Here is a 15,363-nt window from a genome sequence, read left to right on the forward strand (position 1 = left end):
TCCCCGGCCTGCCCGCAGGCCGGTTTCGGAGACCCCTGCCCGGTAAGGGCGATTGGAGCACCGTATGGCCCGCACGAGCGTCGAGATCGAGCTGCGCTGGGGCGATCAGGACGCGTACGGCCACGTCAACAACGTGGCGTTCGCCCGGTTCGTCGAAGAGGCCCGCGCGCGCACCTTCTGGCTCGATGCGGGCCATGAGCGTACGGGGATGGACGCGTACTTCAACGAGCGCGAGCCCGGTTCGCCGAAGATGCTCGTCGCGAGCCAGCAGATCGAGTTCTTGCGCGTGCTCGCCTATTCGGCGCGGCCGATCACGGTCGAGCTGTGGATCGGGGGGCTCGGCGGTTCGAGCCTCGAGATCCACTACGAGATCCTCGACGGCGCGGCCGCCGAGCGCACGGTCGTCGCGCGCGCCGTGACGACCGTGGTGATGGTCGACGGCAGCACGCTCGAGATCACGCGCATCTCGGACGAGGGCCGAGCAGCGATCGAGCCGTGGATGGACGAGCCGCTGCGGCTGCGGCGCGCCTAGCGAACCCGGCGGGCGGGGCGAGGGATCGCCGATCCCTGTACCGGGTGCCGCCGGGCGAGCGGCGCTACCCCTCGCCCCCGGCGTCGCCGCCATCGCCGGGCAAGTGCACCATCGACTCCTGCGCGACGCTCGCGACGAGCGTGCCCCGCGCATCGTAGAAGCGGCCGTGGGTGAGGCCCCGAGCACCCTGCGCGGTCGGCGATTCGAGCTCGTAGAGCAGCCACTCGTCGACGCGGAAGGGGCGGTGGAACCACATGGCGTGGTCGAGGCTCGCCCCGCGGAAGCCGGGAGTCGCCCACGGGACTCCGTGGCGGCGCAGCACGGGTTCGAGCAGCAGGTAGTCGCTCGCGAACGCCAGCGCGGCCGTGTGCAGCGCGTAGTCGTCGGGCAGGGTGTCGCGCGAGCGCATCCACACCCGCTGGCGGCTCGTGCGCTCGGCGACCGACAGGATGATGTCGGATTCGACGTAGCGGAAGTCGAAGGGGCGGTTCAGCACCCACGAGGCGCGCCCGCCGTCGGCGAGGTGACCGTACTTCTCCCACACGCTCGGCAGGCCCTCGGGCTCGGGCACCGTCGACATGTCGATTGCGTCCTGATGCTCGACGCCCGTGTCGGCGACCTGGTACGACGCGATCATCGACATCAGCGGCGCGCCCTCCTGGAAGGCCTGCGTGCGCCGAGTCGAGAACGAACGGCCGTCGTACAGCCGCGACACCTCGAAGGTCATGCGCGTCTCGCTGTCGCCGGGCCGCAGGAAGTAGCCGTGCATCGAGTGCAGACGTCGCTCCTCGGGCACCGTCGTCGCGGCGGCGGCGAGCGCCTGACCCATGACCTGGCCGCCGAAGGCGCGGCCGTGCGGGGTGGGCAGCGCCGGCCCGGTGAGCACGTCGTACCGGGTGCGCGCTCCCGAGTCGATCACGGAGAGCATCGAGACGAGGTCCGGTGCTTCGGTCATAGTGCCTCCCTCGGTGGGCCGCGCGACGCGGCCCCTCCTCATCCACCCTACTGGCCCCGCCGTCGCCGCGCGGTAGGCTGATTGCGATGTCCGCCCCTCTTGTGCTCGCCGATGCCGCGACCCGCGACGACCTGAAGATCTTCCTGCAGCGGCTGCTGCGGATGGGCGAACCCGAGGTGCGTCTGGTGTCGCGCGGCCGGGCGCTCGCGGTGTTCGGGTGCACGCAGGCGCCGCGCGGCCTGCTCGATGCGCTGCAGGTCGTGCTGGTGATGCGGGCCTTCGGTCTCGCGGAGGAGCCCGGCGCCGCGGTCGATGCGACGGTGCCGGGGCGCGCGCTGCTCGACCGGCTGGCACGGCTCGGCATCGCGGGCCGCGAGCTGGAGCTGCCCGATGCGCCCGCGTTCGCGGCGTGGGCCGGGGTGCTGCCCCCGATGTCGGGGTGGTCGGCGGCGGGGGCGCTCGACGCGGCTTCGCTGCGCGCGGTCGCTTCCGAGGGCATCGCGCGTGTTGCGGCGGCGCTGCCCGAGCAGCCGGGCGATCCGGTCGTGCATCGGGTGCGCTCGGAGGTGTGGGGCGCCCCGGTCGCCGATGGCGTACCCGCGGGGGCGGCGTTCGCGGCTGAGGCGATGGGGTTTCTCGGCGATGAGCCGGTGCGTCTTGCGACCTCGCGCTCGTGGACCCGCTTGACGACGGCGCGCGGCAGCGTGCTCGTGCGGGGGCGCGGCTGATGAGCGGCTCGCATCGCGGGGAGCGCCTCACGGCGGGTGAGGCCGTCGTGGCCTCGCAGCGCCGCATCCGGGTGTTCTCGGTCGTGGTCGGCGTGCTGCTCGCGGCCGCGGCGGTGGTCTTCGGGGTGCTGACGCTGCCCGAGGGATCGGCGGGCGGTCAGACGCAGCGCGTCGTGACCGATGACGACTACAGCTCCCCGTGGGAGAACCCCGACCCGCGCGCCGCCGAACTCGACGACGGCGTGTACTCGGGTGCCGGTCAGGCGGTCATCCGCCTCGACGGCCTCGACCCCGAATGGCCGCTGCTGATCGAGCAACTCGACGAGTTCGAGGCCGACAGCCCGTATCTGGACGTCTCGCTCACCGGCCCGGACGCGAAGCCGCTGCCGTTCTCGGATCGGCCGGTCGACGTCGACCTGATCTCGGCGCCCTACTACGCGATTCCCGGCGCCGCGAGCATCGAACTGTGGGTCGGCACCTACGACGATGCGCCGTGGCGGCTGCGCGTCACGGTCGACGACGACATGGAGACCCGCGGCGGCACCGTGAGCGGCGTGGGCTCCGCCTCCTTCCTCTACACGGGCGACGCGACCTCGGCACGGGCGAGCGCCCGCGGCTCCAGCACGGTGCGCATCGAGCAGGTGACCGCGGCGGGGCGCGCAGACCTCTTCGACAGCCACGAGCAGCGCGACCGCACGATCGCGTGGCCCGATTCGCCGTCGTCCGTGTTCATCGTCGAGGCGTACGGCTCCGAGACCCCGTGGACCATCAAATTCCACGAGAGCGAGCAGTCCGAGACCGCGAACGGGACCGCGGCCGGGACCGAGGCGCCTCAGGAACCGGCGTCTGCGGACGAGGGCGATGCAGCGGGCGGGGCCGCGGGATGAGCGGCGCCGATCACCCGGCAGAGGCCCGGCTGCGCCGCTTCTCGCGCCTCACCTGGGGCGCCGGTATCGCGGCGGTCGCGATCGTCGGCATCGTGCTCATGCCGGGCATCGGCTTCGACCCGGGTTCGGGGCGCGTCTTCGTCGTCGATCAGGGCTGGACCGGCGAGGCGGAATACGACCGCCCGTGGCTGCACGACGACCCCGTCGAACTCGAACTCGTCGACGGCGTCATCGCCGGGGGAGCGGAGGGCGGCTACTTCACGCTCGAGCCCGGTTCGAAACCGCTGCGCCTCACCGCTGAATCGATCGAGAACGTGACTCCGCAGTACGGCGGCTCCTGGGTGACCGTCTACCAGGGCCGCGACGACTTCTTCGCCGACCGTCCTGGCGACGACGAGTCGGGCACCGGCGAGCAAGCGGACCCGTGGGAGCGGGCCGACGGCATCGCGCAGGTCGGTCCGCTCGAGGACGACGACGATTCGGTGCTCTACGTCGTGCCGACGGACGAGCGCACCCAGGTCTGGTTCACCGGCGAGCTCGGCGACTGGAGCATCCGCGCGGAGGAAGTGGATGCGACGCCGCTCGACGGCTCGGTCACGGGGAGCGGCAACGCCGTGCTCGAGTACCGCGGCGAGGGGCTGAGCGCGAAGCTCGAGCACACGGGCACCGGCATCCTCAACGTGCGCATGTTCGTGCCGGGCGAGCGCTCGCTCGACCCCGTCGTCGGAGCCGACGACTTCGTGCAGCGCGTCTCGTGGGATGCGCCGGGCAGCGTGCTCTTCGTCATCGAATCGGATACCGGCGAGGGCGAATGGACCGCCACGGTGAACGAATGAGTTCCACCGCAGACCCGGCCCGAGCCCGCATCCGCGGCTTCTCGCGCGCTTTCTCGCTCGCCGCGGCTGGTGTCATGCTGCTCGTGCTGCCGTTCGTCTTCCCACTGCTCGGGGGCTCGCAGCCGCCGTACGGCGGCGGTTTCGACGGGTGGCCGTGGGAGCGCGCCGACCCCGCGGTCGCCGAGCGCAATGGCGACACCTGGGTCGGAGCGGACGCGGCCCTGATCGATCTCAGAGACCTCGACACCTCCCGCCCCCTGCAGATCGACCCCGTGCGCGAAGACGGTCGCTATCTGCCGCTCGTCGCCACGGCGCCCGGAGGCGCCCCAGCGCCGACGGGCGACCGCATCGACCTCAGCCACTACCACTCGTACCACTATCTGGTGCCGTGGAGGTCGGATATCGACCTCTGGAGCTACCGCGACGAGACCGGGCCGTGGTCGGTGACGGTGACGGCCCCCGAGCTGCCCGACTGCGGAGGCCGCGTCGAGGGATCGGGCGGCGCGGTGTTCGTGTACCGGGGCGACGCGACCTCGGCGCGCTTCGTCGCCGACGACCAGCTCACCTACTCGACGGTCACGACAGAGCTCGGCACCGACTACCTCGGCACCGAGTACCCCTACCAGGGGCCGTACGACATGTCGGTCGCCTGGGACGACACCCCGTACGCCGTGTTCGTCATCGCCGAGGGGCGCGCCGACTGGAGCACCGAGTGGAGCCTGGTCTTCGACGAGCACGGCTCCGCGGCGGGCGACGCCGGACCCTCCTGCGTCTTCCCGGTCGAGCCGGTGGGAATCGCAGCCGAGGAGGAGCAGCCGTGACCGGGGATCCGCGGCCCGAATCGGCGGCCGGCAGAGTCGCCCGCTTCTCGCGCATCATGTGGTTCGTCGCGGGCGCCGGCGTGCTCGTGCTCGCGCTCGCCGCGGCCCCTGCGATCTGGGTCGACCCCGCCACCGACGAGATCATCGTGCAGCAGCCCGAATGGTCGGCCGACCCCGACGTCGCACTGCCCGACGGGATGCCGTGGGAGGGCGCAGGCGCGCCGGACGCCGTGCTCGAGGCGGGCGTCTGGCACGCCTCCGGAGCCGCCCGCATCCGGCTCGACGGGCTGACGCCGGGCGAACCGCTGCGTATCGCCTCGCCGAACGAGCTGCTGCGGCCGACCCGCGCCTGGGTGTTCACGGGCACCGAGACCCCCGGCGAACCCGGGGACGACCCCGTGAACCTGCGCCTCTTCCGCGACGAGAACTACCTGATCCCTGCAGCCGCGACCGCCGAGCTGTGGGTCGCCCCCAGCACGACCCGCCGCTGGGAGCTCGAGATCGCCGAGGCCCGGCTGCCCGAGCGCAGCGGCGACATCCAGGGATCGGGGCCCTCCGCGTTCCGCTACCGCGGCGATGCCACCGTCGCCCGTGCGACGCTCGCTCCCGGCGAGGGCAACGAGATCAGGGTGTTCGGGGCAGGCGCCGAGACCGTCGTCGAGTTTCCCGAGGGGCGCGGCGAGCGCACGGTCTCGTGGCCCGACCCCGGCCCGGGCGGGGCGGTCGTCGTCATCGCCACGGCCCGGCCCGACGATGCCTGGTCGCTGCGGCTGCAGGATGAGGAGCACCGGAACCGTTACGGTGGTACGGGTACGGGTACGGGTACGGGTACGGGTACGGGTACGGGTACGGGTACGGATGACCGGAATGAGGGCGGCGCATGACATTCGAGAAGCAGTTCGATGAGGCGCTGAAGGCGCGCCTGCCCCTCGTCGCGCTCGAGACCGGCGAAGAGGTGCGCGCGCTCGAAGCCATCGCCGCGGGCGCCGCCGCCCAGCGCAACCCGCGCCAGGTCTGGGTGTGGAGCTCGTCGACCGGGCTCGTCGGCCCCGACGGCAAGGCCGCGCCGAACACCGCTGCTCCCGGTCGCGCCCTCGAGCACGCCGCAGGAGTGGCCGAGCACGGCGTGTTCGTCTTCTGCGATCTGCAGCCCTACCTCGGCAGCGAGACCCGGCCGGGCGACCCGACCATCGTGCGGCAGACCCGCGAGACCGCCATGGACTTCCGCCACGGCGAGGCCTCGCGCATGCTCGTGCTCGTCTCGCCCGCGAACAGCATCCCGCCCGAACTCGACGAAGTCGCGCACGCGTTCCGATTCCCGCTCCCCGCCGCCGCCGAGATCCGCGAACTGCTCGACCTCATGATCGACAACAACTCGAGCGGCCGCGGCCGCATCGACACGGGCGGCGCCGACGACGGCGTGCGCGAGCAGCTCGTGAACGCCGCCCTCGGGCTCTCGATGGCGGAGGCCGAGAACGCCTTCGCCCGGGCGATGGTGAACGACGGCGCCCTCGGCCCCGACGACGTGAAGGTCATCCTCGACGAGAAGAGCCAGGTCGTGCGACGCTCGGGCCTGCTCGACTTCGTCGACGCCGGCATCGACCTCGACGACGTGGGCGGCCTCGACAACCTGAAGCGCTGGCTGTCGCGCCGCGAGGGATCGTGGCTCGACGGGGCCCGGGCCTACGGGCTGCCGGCGCCGAAGGGCGTGCTCATCACCGGCGTGCCCGGCTGCGGCAAGTCCCTCACCGCGAAGGCCACAGCCGCCTCGTGGGGCCTGCCGCTGCTCCGCCTCGACATCGGCCGCGTCTTCTCGGGACTCGTCGGCTCGAGCGAGCAAAACCTGCGCAATGCCATCGCCGTCGCCGAGGCCGTCGCGCCGAGCGTGCTCTGGGTCGACGAGATCGAGAAGGGCTTCTCGAACGTGACCGGCCAGGGCGACTCCGGCACCTCCGCCCGCGTCTTCGGCACCTTCCTGACCTGGCTGCAGGAGAAGCAGAAACCGGTGTTCGTCGTCGCGACCGCGAACACGATCGCGTCGCTCCCTCCCGAGTTCCTGCGCAAGGGCCGCTTCGACGAGATCTTCTTCGTCGACCTGCCGACCGCGACCGAACGCGATGCGATCTGGCGCATCCAGCTGCGCTCGCACGCTTCGCCCGCCAACGGCCTCGTCGCGATCGCCGAAACCGACAGCGCGATCGCCCGCCTCGTCGCCGAGAGCGACGAGCTCTCGGGCGCCGAGATCGAGCAGGCCGTCGCCGCAGCGCTCTACGACGGCTTCGGCAGCGGCCGCCCCGTCGAACTCGACGGGCTGCTGCACGCCATCGCCACCATGGTGCCGCTCTCGGTGACCCAGGCCGAAGAGATCGCGCGCCTGCGCGACTGGGCCGAGAAGCGCGCCGTCGGCGCCACCGGAAGCGAACACCTCGACGCCTCGACGGCGGTCGCCGCCGCAGTCGACGCCGCGGGAGAACGCATCGCCGGCCGCCGCGGCGGCCGCACGGTCGACTACTGAACCGCCCGCACCGCGGGCCCACGAGAAGAAAGGCACTGGCGCATGGCGAACCGAACCCAGCAGCAGCTCATCATCACGCTGCGGCCCGACGGCGGCGTCGAAGCCGAGACCGTCGGCATCACCGGGAGCGCCTGCCTCGACTACATCGCGCGGCTCGAAGACCTGCTCGACGCCGAGACCGCCGAATCGGCGTTCACCGCCGACTACACCGCAGCGCAGCACCAGGGGAGTCGCACGTCGGCGCAGCAGTGGAGCGGGGCGGAGCGATGACCGGCGCTTCCGCGACCGGTGCCCCCGCCGCGCGCGGCGTCGTCGCGGCGTCGCTCGGCACCCCCGAGCAGAGCGCGCTCGGCCGCTCGCGCCCCGCGCCCGTCGACGCCGCACGCCTGCGCTGGTCGCGCTTCCTGCCCGCCACCGAAGCCGAAGGGCCCGGACGCCGGGCGGCCCTCTGGGTGCAGGGCTGCTCCGTGCACTGCCCGGGATGCTTCAACCCGCAGCTGTGGGCGGCCGCGGGCGCGCAGACCTCCGACCCCGAAGCGCTCGCCGCTCGCTGGGTCGCCGAGGCGCTCGCCGCAGGCAGCACCGGCATCACGCTGCTCGGCGGCGAGCCCTTCGACCAGGCCGCACCGCTCTCCGTCGTAGCCCGCGCCTTCCGCGAGGCGGGCCTCGGCGTCATGAGCTTCAGCGGCTACCGCTACGAGCAGCTGCTCGACTGGGGGCGCGGGCGCGATGACATCGCCCGCCTGCTCGGCGAGACCGATCTGCTCTGCGACGGGCCGTTCCTGCGCGACCATCCCGACGCCGAGCGGCCCTGGATCGGCTCCACGAACCAGAGCATCCGCGCCCTCGGCGCACGCTACGCCGACGACGTGCGGGCCATCGCCCGCACGGGCAGCGGCACCGACCGGCTCGAGGTGCGCATCGACGCCGACGGCCTCGTCTCGGTCAACGGCTGGGCCGACGTCGCAGCGCTCGAGGCGCTGCTGCACGGCCTCGGTCGCCGCGCCGATCGCCCGCTGCCCGGCCGGGCGGCCCCCGCGCGCCCCGGCCGATCGACCCGAGAGGAGCGCGCCGCATGAGCGTGACACTGCTGCTGATACCCGGAGCCCTCGCGATCGCGGGGGCCGTCGGCGGAGTCGGCGCGCTCGGAGCCGCCGTGCAGGCGCGCGACGCCCGCCGCGCCGACGAGCACGAGCCGGTCGACGCGAGCGCTGCCGAACACGGCGCCCGGGGCGGCGACGAGCGGGCAGCCGCGCCGGTGCCGGTGCCGGTGCAGGTGCGCACGCGCATGAAGGATGCGACCCTCCTCGCGGCCGCGCTCGCGGATCTCGGAGCGGCCGACCTCGCCGTCGCCGACGACGAGGTCTCGGCGGCCCTCGGCGAGCGCCGGCTCGAGATGCAGCGCGGCGCCGACGGCATCTGGGAGGCTCACGTCACCGGCGCGAACGAGGCCGAGGCCGGCGAACTGATCGCTTCGCTCGATGCGGCGTACGCGTTGCGGGTGCAGCAGACGGTCGCCGAGCGCATCCGGCAGCGGGCGGGCGCCGCGGGCTTCTCGCTGCTCTCGGAGACGCGGCAGGAGGATCGGTCGCTGACCATGGTGCTCGAAGTGCGCGGAGGCGCCGAATGAGCGCGAAGGCTCGGACCCGCGACGGCATGGTGCCCGGCTACGGCTGGCTGCTCGGGATGAGCTCCTGGATCCTCTGCACCGCCGTCCCGAACTCGGCGACGGCATGGCTCGGGTTCCTCATCATCGGCATCGTCGCCAGACGCTTCTCCTGGGGCGTGCTCGGCGTCGCCGCCGGAGCGCTCGCGATCCTCGCCCACCTGCCGATCTGGGGGCAGTTCGGCCCCGTCGCGGTGCTCGTCGTGTATCTCGCCGGCATGCTCGCAGCGCTCTGGGTGAATCCCGCATGGTTGCGCCTCATGTGGGGGCGTCGCGCGTCGCGCGCCGCGAACTCCTCCGCGAGCGCGCCGAGCTCCTCGAGAACCGCGACGACCGATGCCGCAGCATCCCGGCAGAGGCAGAACCGTGCGGCGAAACGGCGCACGGCCGCTGCGCAGACCGCGAAGCGGAAGCGCGAAGACGCCGAAGCCGAACGACCGCGCTCGCGGACGACGGCCGCGGCGCCCGCCGCAGCACCCCCGAAGGTCGCCGCCGAATCGGAGCCGCAGCGCCTCGCCGAACGCGCCGGCGCCTCGACCGAGGGGATGCTGGCCGGGAACCCCCGTACCGACGCCGGGGAGCCCATCGACGTCAATGAAGCCACGGCCGCGCAGTTCGCGAAGCTGCCGGGCCTCACCCGCAGCCGGGCGCAGCGCGCCGTGCGGCTGCGCCGCGATGGCCGCTACACCTCCCTCGAAGACTTCGCAGCCCGTCTCGAGCTGCAGCCGCACGAGCTCGTGCGCCTGCGCCCCGGCCTCAGCTGCGCTCCGCCGCCCCGCGGGCCGCGCTCGTTCGGCCGCCGGGTCGACTACTGAGCCGGGCGCACCCGCAGGGTCTCCTCCGAGCACGCATGACGGCGACGATTACCCAGACACACCCGGGTCGGCTAGAATAGCCAGGTCAACCGGAGGAGAGTTTTCATGGCCAATGTGAACGGCATCATCGACCCGCCCATCGACGACCTGCTCGAGAAGGTGGATTCGAAGTACGCTCTCGTGACCTTCGCGTCGCAGCGCGCCCGTCAGATCAACGACTACTACACCGATCTGCACGACGGCAACCTCTTCGACAACGTCGGACCGCTCGTCGACTCGTCCGTCGACGACAAGCCGCTGTCGATCGCCCTGCACGAGATCGTCGAGGGCAAGCTCACGATGACGAAGCGCGCCGAATAACCGCGCGCCGTCAGCGTTGTCGGTGGCGTCGGATACCCTGATGAGGGTCCGACGCCACCGACGTTTTATGCACCAACCACCGAATCCAGCAGGGAGTACCGTGACACTGCGCCAGTTCACCTCCGAGTCCGTCACCGAGGGGCATCCCGACAAGATCTGCGACCGCATCTCCGACTCGATCCTCGACGCCATGCTCGAGCAGGATCCGGGTGCGCGCGTGGCCGTCGAAACGCTCGTGACGACCGGTCTGGTGCACGTCGCCGGCGAGGTGCGCACGAGCGGCTACGTCGAGATCCCGCAGATCGTGCGCGGCGTCATCCGCGACATCGGCTACGTCAACTCCGACATGGGCTTCGACGCCTCATCGTGCGGCGTCTCGGTCTCGATCGGCCAGCAGTCGCCCGACATCGCGGGCGGCGTCGACTCGTCGCTCGAAGAGCGCTCCGGCGCTGCGGGCATCGACGACCTCGACCGCCAGGGCGCCGGCGATCAGGGCATCATGTTCGGCTACGCCACCGATGAGACCCCCGAGCTGCACCCGCTGCCGAGCTGGCTGTCGCACCGCCTCGCCGAGCGCCTCACCGAGGTGCGCAAGAGCGGCGTGCTGCCCGAACTGCGCCCCGACGGCAAGACCCAGGTCACCATCGGCTACGACGGCGACCGCGCCGCATCAATCGAGGCCGTCGTCGTCTCGACCCAGCACTCGGCCGACATCTCGCAGCCGGCGCTGCGCGACGCCATCGAGCGCGAGGTGATCCGCCCCGTGCTCGGCCGCGTCGAGCTCGACAGCACGAACGCCGAGCTCTTCATCAACCCCGCGGGCCCCTTCGTCGTCGGCGGGCCGATGGGCGATGCGGGCCTCACCGGCCGCAAGATCATCATCGACACCTACGGCGGCGCGAGCCGGCACGGCGGCGGTGCGTTCAGCGGCAAAGACCCGTCGAAGGTCGACCGTTCGGCCGCCTACGCCATGCGCTGGGTCGCGAAGCACGTCGTCGCCGCTGGGCTTGCGAAGCGCGCCGAGCTGCAGGTGGCGTACGCCATCGGCGTCGCGGCGCCCGTCGGCCTCTACGTCGAGACCTTCGGCACCGAGACCGTGCCGCTCGAGCGCATCGAGGCCGCCGTGCGCGAGGTCTTCGACCTGCGTCCGCTCGCGATCATCCGCGATCTCGACCTGCTGCGCCCGGTCTACGCCCAGACGAGCGCATACGGTCACTTCGGCCGCGAGCTCGCCGACTTCACCTGGGAGGCGACCCCGCGGGTCGCCGAGCTGCGCGCCGCAGCGGGGCTCTAGGCGCTCCAGACAGGGCAAACGATGAGCCCGGCGAGCGCCTTCGACCGGGCGGAGGCTGCGAACGGCCGCCCGGTCGCGCGAGTGCTGCTCGATTCGGCGCTGCCGCAGCTCGACCACCTCTTCGACTACGCCGTGCCGCCCGAGCTCGCCGAAGAGCTGCGCGTCGGGCAGCGCGTGCGCGTGCCGTTCCGGTCGCAGCAGCGCAAGAACTTCGGCTACGTCATCGGCTTCGCCGAGCGCAGCGAGTTCTCGGGGTCGCTCTCGCCGATCGCCGACATCGTCGGCCCGGTGCCCGTGCTGGCCCCCGAGGTATGGCGGCTCGCGCGCGCCGTCGCCGACCGTGCCGGCGGGTCGGCCGGCGACATCCTCCGCCTCGCCATCCCGACCCGGCAGGTGCGCGTCGAGAAGAAGCACCTCGCCGCGGCCGCTGCGGTCGGCCAAACCGAAGCCGAGCCGGACGGCGCTCCCGCCGCCGAGCCTGACGCCGGTACCGCATCCAGTACCGCCTCCGGTACCGCTATTACTGCTGAGGCTCCGGTGTCTGCGACGGCTGCCGCAGGAGATTCCGCTCCCGAGCCGGCTGCCGGGGAGTCCGCGCTCGTCGACGAGCTGCTTACCGGCGGCAGGCTCGCGCACACGGCGTCGCACGGCCCCGAACGCCTGCCGACCGGCGAATGGGTGGGCGGCTGGGCGGCGCAGCTCGCGCGCGTCGCCGTCGAGGTGCACGGCCGCGGCCGCAGCGCGATCCTCGTCGCCCCCGATTACCGCGACCTCGATCAGCTGCGCGACGCACTGCAGGCCCTCGGGCATACCGAGTTCGTGCGCGTCGACTCCCGGCAGTCGAACGCCGAGCGCTACGCCGGCTTCCTGCGCGCGCTCGACGCCGAGCCGCGCATCATCCTCGGCAACCGCTCAGCCGTCTACGCGCCAGCCCACCGCCTCGGCGCGATCATCGTCTGGGACGACGGCGACCCGCTGCTCGCAGAACTGCTGACGCCGTACGTGCACGCGCGGGATGCTGCGCTCGTGCGCGCCTCGCTCCCGGTAGAGGTTGCGCGCAGCGCGGAGGCCTCTGAGAGCGCAGAGCATGTAGAGAATGCAGCGCATGCAGAGGGTGCACGCGGGTCCGAATCCACCGGGCTGCTCTTCGCCTCGCACGCGCGCAGCGCCGAGGTGCAGCGCCTCGTCGAGATCGGCTACGTGCGGGCGCAGCAGAATCCGCCGAAGCGCGCCCGCATCATCCACGCCGACGCCTCCATGACTCCCGACGCTTTCGCCGGGCGCGTGCCCGAGATCGCGGCGCGCACCATTCGCGAGGGGCTCAAGCGCGGGCCGGTGCTCGCGCAGGTGGCGACACCGGGGTATGCGCCCATCGCGGTGTGTGTCGACTGCGGCGATCTCGCCCGCTGCAACTCCTGCACCGGGCCGATCGGCTTCCGCGTCGTCGGGCGCGCATCGTGCCGCTGGTGCGGCGAGTTCGCGAACCAGTGGCACTGCGCCACCTGCGACGGCCGCGCGTTCCAGGAGCGCGGCATGGGCGCCGGCCGCACCGTCGAGCAGTTCGAGCAGCAGTTCCCGGGCGTGCGCGTGCTGCTGAGCGACGGCGAGCACCCGCGCGAGAGCGTCGACGCGCGCCCCGCGCTCGTGGTCGCCACCCGTGGCGCGGAGCCGCTCGCCGCCGGCGGATACCGGGCCGTCGTGCTGCTCGACGCCGAGCGCCTGCTCGGTCTCGAGAGCCTGCGCGCGGGGGAGGACTGCCTGAGATGGTGGGAGAACGCCGCCGCCCTCACCGCCCCCGAGGGGCGCTGTCTGATGGCGGCGGGCGGCGGCCCGGTCGTGCAGGCGTTCGTCACGGGCCGCACCGAGCAGTGGCTGCAGCAGGAGCTGCGCGACCGGACCGCGCTGCGGTATCCGCCGGCGGTGCGGGTCGCCAGCGTGAGCGGCGGCCCGAACGAGGTCGAGCGCGCGCTCGCACAGCTCGAGGGGCTCGCGGGCGTCGACCACGTCGGGCCCGCGCCCGTGCCGCCCGGCGGCAGTGCGAACGTGCCGCGCGGTCTGGTGCGCGCGATCGTGCGCTTCGACTACGCTCGCGGCGCCGAAGTCGCGCGCAGGCTCCGAGGCGCGCTCGTCGCCGACGCCGCCGGATCGTCGGCGCGCGGCAAGCCGACCGGCCGCGCCCGTCCCGAGGCGCTGCGGCTGCGCTTCGACGACCGCGGCGTCTTCGACGGGTAGGGCGTCGTCATCGCCGGCGGCCTGTTCGCTCGAACCGCGTGTGAGCGCGTGCAACGCGCGCAGTGCGTGAGCTCGTTCGGATCAGAGCGGTCGTTCGGACGAAAACGCCTCGAATCGTCCGAACGAACTCGCATCTCCGAACGAGCTCACGGCACACTGCAGTGGACGTGCGCTGTGGCGCACGCGGAGCAGCCCGCTGAACGCACCGCGTTCTTCAGCCGCTCCCGCCCCGCGCTGCGCTCCGTGGGCAGGCGCTGTGGCGCCTGCGGAGCGGGTTCAGAACGCACCGCGTTCTTCAGCCGCTCCCGCCCCGCGCTGCGCTCCGTGGGCAGGCGCTGTGGCGCCTGCGGAGCGGGTTCAGAACGCTACGCGTTCTTCAGCCGCTCCGCTACGAAGTCGACGTCCTTGTCGCCGCGGCCCGACAGGTTCGCGATGATGATCTGATCGGGGCCGAGCTCGGGTGCGAGCTTCACGACGTGGGCGAGCGCATGCGACGACTCGAGCGCGGGGATGATGCCCTCGGTGCGGGTGAGCAGCTGGAACGCGTCGAGCGCCTCGGCGTCGGTCACGGTCACATACTCGCCGCGGCCGATCTGCTCGAGGTGCGCGTGCTGCGGCCCGACGCCGGGGTAGTCGATGCCCGAGCCGATCGAGTGCACGGGGGCCGGATCGCCCGCCTCGTCGAGCAGCACCTTCGTGTGCATGCCGTGGATATCGCCGATGACGCCGAGCGTCATGGTCGCGGCGTGGCGCTCGGTGTCGAGGCCCTCGCCGGCGGGCTCCACGCCGATCACGCGCACCGACTCGTCCTCGAGGAACGCGTCGAAGAGCCCCATCGCGTTCGAACCGCCGCCGACGCACGCCACGAGCGCGTCGGGCAGGCGCCCCTCGGCCTCGAGGATCTGGGCGCGCGCTTCGCGGCCCACGACCGACTGGAAGTCGCGCACCATCGAGGGGAAGGGGTGCGGGCCGACGACGGAACCGATCGCGAACAGATACTCCTCGGGGTTCGCGGCGTACACGCCGAAGGCCGAGTCGACGGCCTCCTTCAGCGACCGGCCGCCCTCCTCGACGGCGACGACCTTCGCGCCGAGCAGCTCCATGCGCACGACGTTCGGGTGCTGCTTCTCGACGTCGATCGCGCCCATGTGGATCTCGCATTCGAGGCCCACGAGCGCCGCCGCGGTCGCGAGGGCGACGCCGTGCTGACCGGCGCCGGTCTCGGCGATGACCTTCTTCTTGCCCATGCGCTTGGCGAGCAGTGCCTCGCCGAGGCAGTGGTTGATCTTATGCGCGCCCGTGTGGTTGAGGTCCTCGCGCTTCAGATAGACCTTCGCGCCGCCGAGCTTCTCGGTCAGATTCTCCGCGAAGTAGAGCAGCGACGGGCGGCCGACGTACTTCGACAGCAACGACTGCAGCTCGTCGGTGAACGCCGGATCCTGCTTCGCCGCCTCGTACGCCTCGGCGACCTCGGCCATGGGGCCGACGAGGAACGGCGGCAGCACGGCTCCGCCGAACTCGCCGAAGTAGCCGCCCGCATCGGCGCGGTAGATGGAGTTGTGAGATTCGCTCATGGTGGAGATCCTTTGCTTCATTGCGCCCACCGAGGAGGACAAAAAAAACCGCCTGCGGCAGGCGGTGTCGTGTTCATGCATACGTGACAGCTCGCCCTCAGACGAGCCACCACTGATTCACGATATGCATGCCGGGAATCATATCAGG

Annotated in this window: 16 protein-coding genes; 14 read left to right on the forward strand and 2 right to left on the reverse strand. The window is 72.2% G+C overall.

All coding sequences use genetic code 11. From position 1 onward, the window contains the following. Positions 1 to 64 precede the first annotated feature (64 nt). Positions 65 to 532, forward strand: coding sequence for an acyl-CoA thioesterase (locus ACUYTF_RS13205; RefSeq protein ID WP_449279940.1), 468 nt, complete (start codon positions 65 to 67; stop codon positions 530 to 532). 64 nt (positions 533 to 596) lie between these two features. On the opposite strand, the gene ACUYTF_RS13210 is transcribed toward ACUYTF_RS13205, so the two are convergent. After that, on the reverse strand, positions 597 to 1,487 hold the full coding sequence (locus tag ACUYTF_RS13210; protein ID WP_449279941.1) for an acyl-CoA thioesterase: 891 nt from the start codon (positions 1,485 to 1,487) through the stop codon (positions 597 to 599). 86 nt (positions 1,488 to 1,573) lie between these two features. Between ACUYTF_RS13210 and ACUYTF_RS13215 the strand changes: the two genes are divergently transcribed. The 13 genes from ACUYTF_RS13215 to ACUYTF_RS13275 all read left to right on the forward strand — a co-directional run bounded on the left by ACUYTF_RS13215 (position 1,574) and on the right by ACUYTF_RS13275 (position 13,641). Next, the gene (locus ACUYTF_RS13215) at positions 1,574 to 2,215 is read left to right on the forward strand and encodes a hypothetical protein (RefSeq protein WP_449279942.1); all 642 of its coding nucleotides are present in this window, start codon (positions 1,574 to 1,576) and stop codon (positions 2,213 to 2,215) included. Then, positions 2,215 to 3,102: a hypothetical protein gene (locus ACUYTF_RS13220; protein ID WP_449279943.1), complete on the forward strand. Its 888-nt coding sequence runs from the start codon at positions 2,215 to 2,217 to the stop codon at positions 3,100 to 3,102. Before ACUYTF_RS13215 ends, ACUYTF_RS13220 begins: the two co-directional genes overlap by 1 nt. After that, positions 3,099 to 3,938, forward strand: coding sequence for a hypothetical protein (locus tag ACUYTF_RS13225; protein WP_449279944.1), 840 nt, complete (start codon positions 3,099 to 3,101; stop codon positions 3,936 to 3,938). Before ACUYTF_RS13220 ends, ACUYTF_RS13225 begins: the two co-directional genes overlap by 4 nt. Beyond that, complete coding sequence (locus ACUYTF_RS13230) at positions 3,935 to 4,759, forward strand: hypothetical protein (protein WP_449279945.1); 825 nt, start codon at positions 3,935 to 3,937, stop codon at positions 4,757 to 4,759. The genes ACUYTF_RS13225 and ACUYTF_RS13230 overlap by 4 nt, the downstream gene beginning before the upstream one ends. Further along, positions 4,756 to 5,643: a hypothetical protein gene (locus ACUYTF_RS13235; RefSeq protein WP_449279946.1), complete on the forward strand. Its 888-nt coding sequence runs from the start codon at positions 4,756 to 4,758 to the stop codon at positions 5,641 to 5,643. Before ACUYTF_RS13230 ends, ACUYTF_RS13235 begins: the two co-directional genes overlap by 4 nt. Further along, positions 5,640 to 7,274 carry an AAA family ATPase gene (locus tag ACUYTF_RS13240; protein ID WP_449279947.1) on the forward strand — a complete coding sequence of 545 codons (1,635 nt, stop codon included), beginning with the start codon at positions 5,640 to 5,642 and terminating at the stop codon, positions 7,272 to 7,274. Before ACUYTF_RS13235 ends, ACUYTF_RS13240 begins: the two co-directional genes overlap by 4 nt. A 42-nt stretch (positions 7,275 to 7,316) precedes the next feature. Then, positions 7,317 to 7,544 (forward strand): DUF2997 domain-containing protein, encoded by a 228-nt coding sequence (locus ACUYTF_RS13245; RefSeq protein WP_434143993.1) that lies wholly within the window; start codon positions 7,317 to 7,319, stop codon positions 7,542 to 7,544. Then, positions 7,541 to 8,353, forward strand: a complete 813-nt coding sequence (locus ACUYTF_RS13250; protein ID WP_449279948.1) for a 4Fe-4S single cluster domain-containing protein — start codon at positions 7,541 to 7,543, stop codon at positions 8,351 to 8,353. Before ACUYTF_RS13245 ends, ACUYTF_RS13250 begins: the two co-directional genes overlap by 4 nt. Further along, complete coding sequence (locus ACUYTF_RS13255; protein ID WP_449279949.1) at positions 8,350 to 8,904, forward strand: hypothetical protein; 555 nt, start codon at positions 8,350 to 8,352, stop codon at positions 8,902 to 8,904. Before ACUYTF_RS13250 ends, ACUYTF_RS13255 begins: the two co-directional genes overlap by 4 nt. Beyond that, positions 8,901 to 9,755 carry a ComEA family DNA-binding protein gene (locus ACUYTF_RS13260; protein WP_449279950.1) on the forward strand — a complete coding sequence of 285 codons (855 nt, stop codon included), beginning with the start codon at positions 8,901 to 8,903 and terminating at the stop codon, positions 9,753 to 9,755. Before ACUYTF_RS13255 ends, ACUYTF_RS13260 begins: the two co-directional genes overlap by 4 nt. Positions 9,756 to 9,860: 105 nt before the next feature. Then, the gene (rpoZ, locus tag ACUYTF_RS13265) at positions 9,861 to 10,115 is read left to right on the forward strand and encodes a DNA-directed RNA polymerase subunit omega (protein WP_434143985.1); all 255 of its coding nucleotides are present in this window, start codon (positions 9,861 to 9,863) and stop codon (positions 10,113 to 10,115) included. A 100-nt stretch (positions 10,116 to 10,215) separates the two neighbouring features. Further along, positions 10,216 to 11,409 (forward strand): methionine adenosyltransferase, encoded by a 1,194-nt coding sequence (gene metK, locus ACUYTF_RS13270; protein WP_434143983.1) that lies wholly within the window; start codon positions 10,216 to 10,218, stop codon positions 11,407 to 11,409. 21 nt (positions 11,410 to 11,430) lie between these two features. After that, entirely contained in the window at positions 11,431 to 13,641 is a 2,211-nt protein-coding gene (locus tag ACUYTF_RS13275) for a primosomal protein N' family DNA-binding protein (RefSeq protein WP_434143981.1), read from the forward strand. A gap of 365 nt (positions 13,642 to 14,006) precedes the next feature. Here the strand turns inward: ACUYTF_RS13275 and trpB are convergent, their stop codons facing one another. Beyond that, the gene (trpB, locus tag ACUYTF_RS13280; protein WP_434143979.1) at positions 14,007 to 15,215 is read right to left on the reverse strand and encodes a tryptophan synthase subunit beta; all 1,209 of its coding nucleotides are present in this window, start codon (positions 15,213 to 15,215) and stop codon (positions 14,007 to 14,009) included. Between the last annotated feature and the right edge of the window lie 148 nt (positions 15,216 to 15,363).

It is taken from the genome of Leucobacter sp. GX0328 (genome assembly GCF_053567315.1).

Bases quoted from the DNA above. Each gene is read 5' to 3' on its own strand.
- ACUYTF_RS13225 (WP_449279944.1), top strand. From the start codon at position 3,099: ATGAGCGGCGCCGATCACCCGGCAGAGGCCCGGCTGCGCCGCTTCTCG.
- ACUYTF_RS13205 (WP_449279940.1), top strand. From the start codon at position 65: ATGGCCCGCACGAGCGTCGAGATCGAGCTGCGCTGGGGCGATCAGGAC.
- ACUYTF_RS13275 (WP_434143981.1), top strand. From the start codon at position 11,431: ATGAGCCCGGCGAGCGCCTTCGACCGGGCGGAGGCTGCGAACGGCCGC.
- rpoZ (WP_434143985.1), top strand. From the start codon at position 9,861: ATGGCCAATGTGAACGGCATCATCGACCCGCCCATCGACGACCTGCTC.
- ACUYTF_RS13250 (WP_449279948.1), top strand. From the start codon at position 7,541: ATGACCGGCGCTTCCGCGACCGGTGCCCCCGCCGCGCGCGGCGTCGTC.
- ACUYTF_RS13215 (WP_449279942.1), top strand. From the start codon at position 1,574: ATGTCCGCCCCTCTTGTGCTCGCCGATGCCGCGACCCGCGACGACCTG.
- trpB (WP_434143979.1), bottom strand. From the start codon at position 15,215: ATGAGCGAATCTCACAACTCCATCTACCGCGCCGATGCGGGCGGCTAC.
- ACUYTF_RS13255 (WP_449279949.1), top strand. From the start codon at position 8,350: ATGAGCGTGACACTGCTGCTGATACCCGGAGCCCTCGCGATCGCGGGG.
- ACUYTF_RS13220 (WP_449279943.1), top strand. From the start codon at position 2,215: ATGAGCGGCTCGCATCGCGGGGAGCGCCTCACGGCGGGTGAGGCCGTC.
- ACUYTF_RS13210 (WP_449279941.1), bottom strand. From the start codon at position 1,487: ATGACCGAAGCACCGGACCTCGTCTCGATGCTCTCCGTGATCGACTCG.
- ACUYTF_RS13230 (WP_449279945.1), top strand. From the start codon at position 3,935: ATGAGTTCCACCGCAGACCCGGCCCGAGCCCGCATCCGCGGCTTCTCG.
- ACUYTF_RS13245 (WP_434143993.1), top strand. From the start codon at position 7,317: ATGGCGAACCGAACCCAGCAGCAGCTCATCATCACGCTGCGGCCCGAC.
- ACUYTF_RS13260 (WP_449279950.1), top strand. From the start codon at position 8,901: ATGAGCGCGAAGGCTCGGACCCGCGACGGCATGGTGCCCGGCTACGGC.
- ACUYTF_RS13240 (WP_449279947.1), top strand. From the start codon at position 5,640: ATGACATTCGAGAAGCAGTTCGATGAGGCGCTGAAGGCGCGCCTGCCC.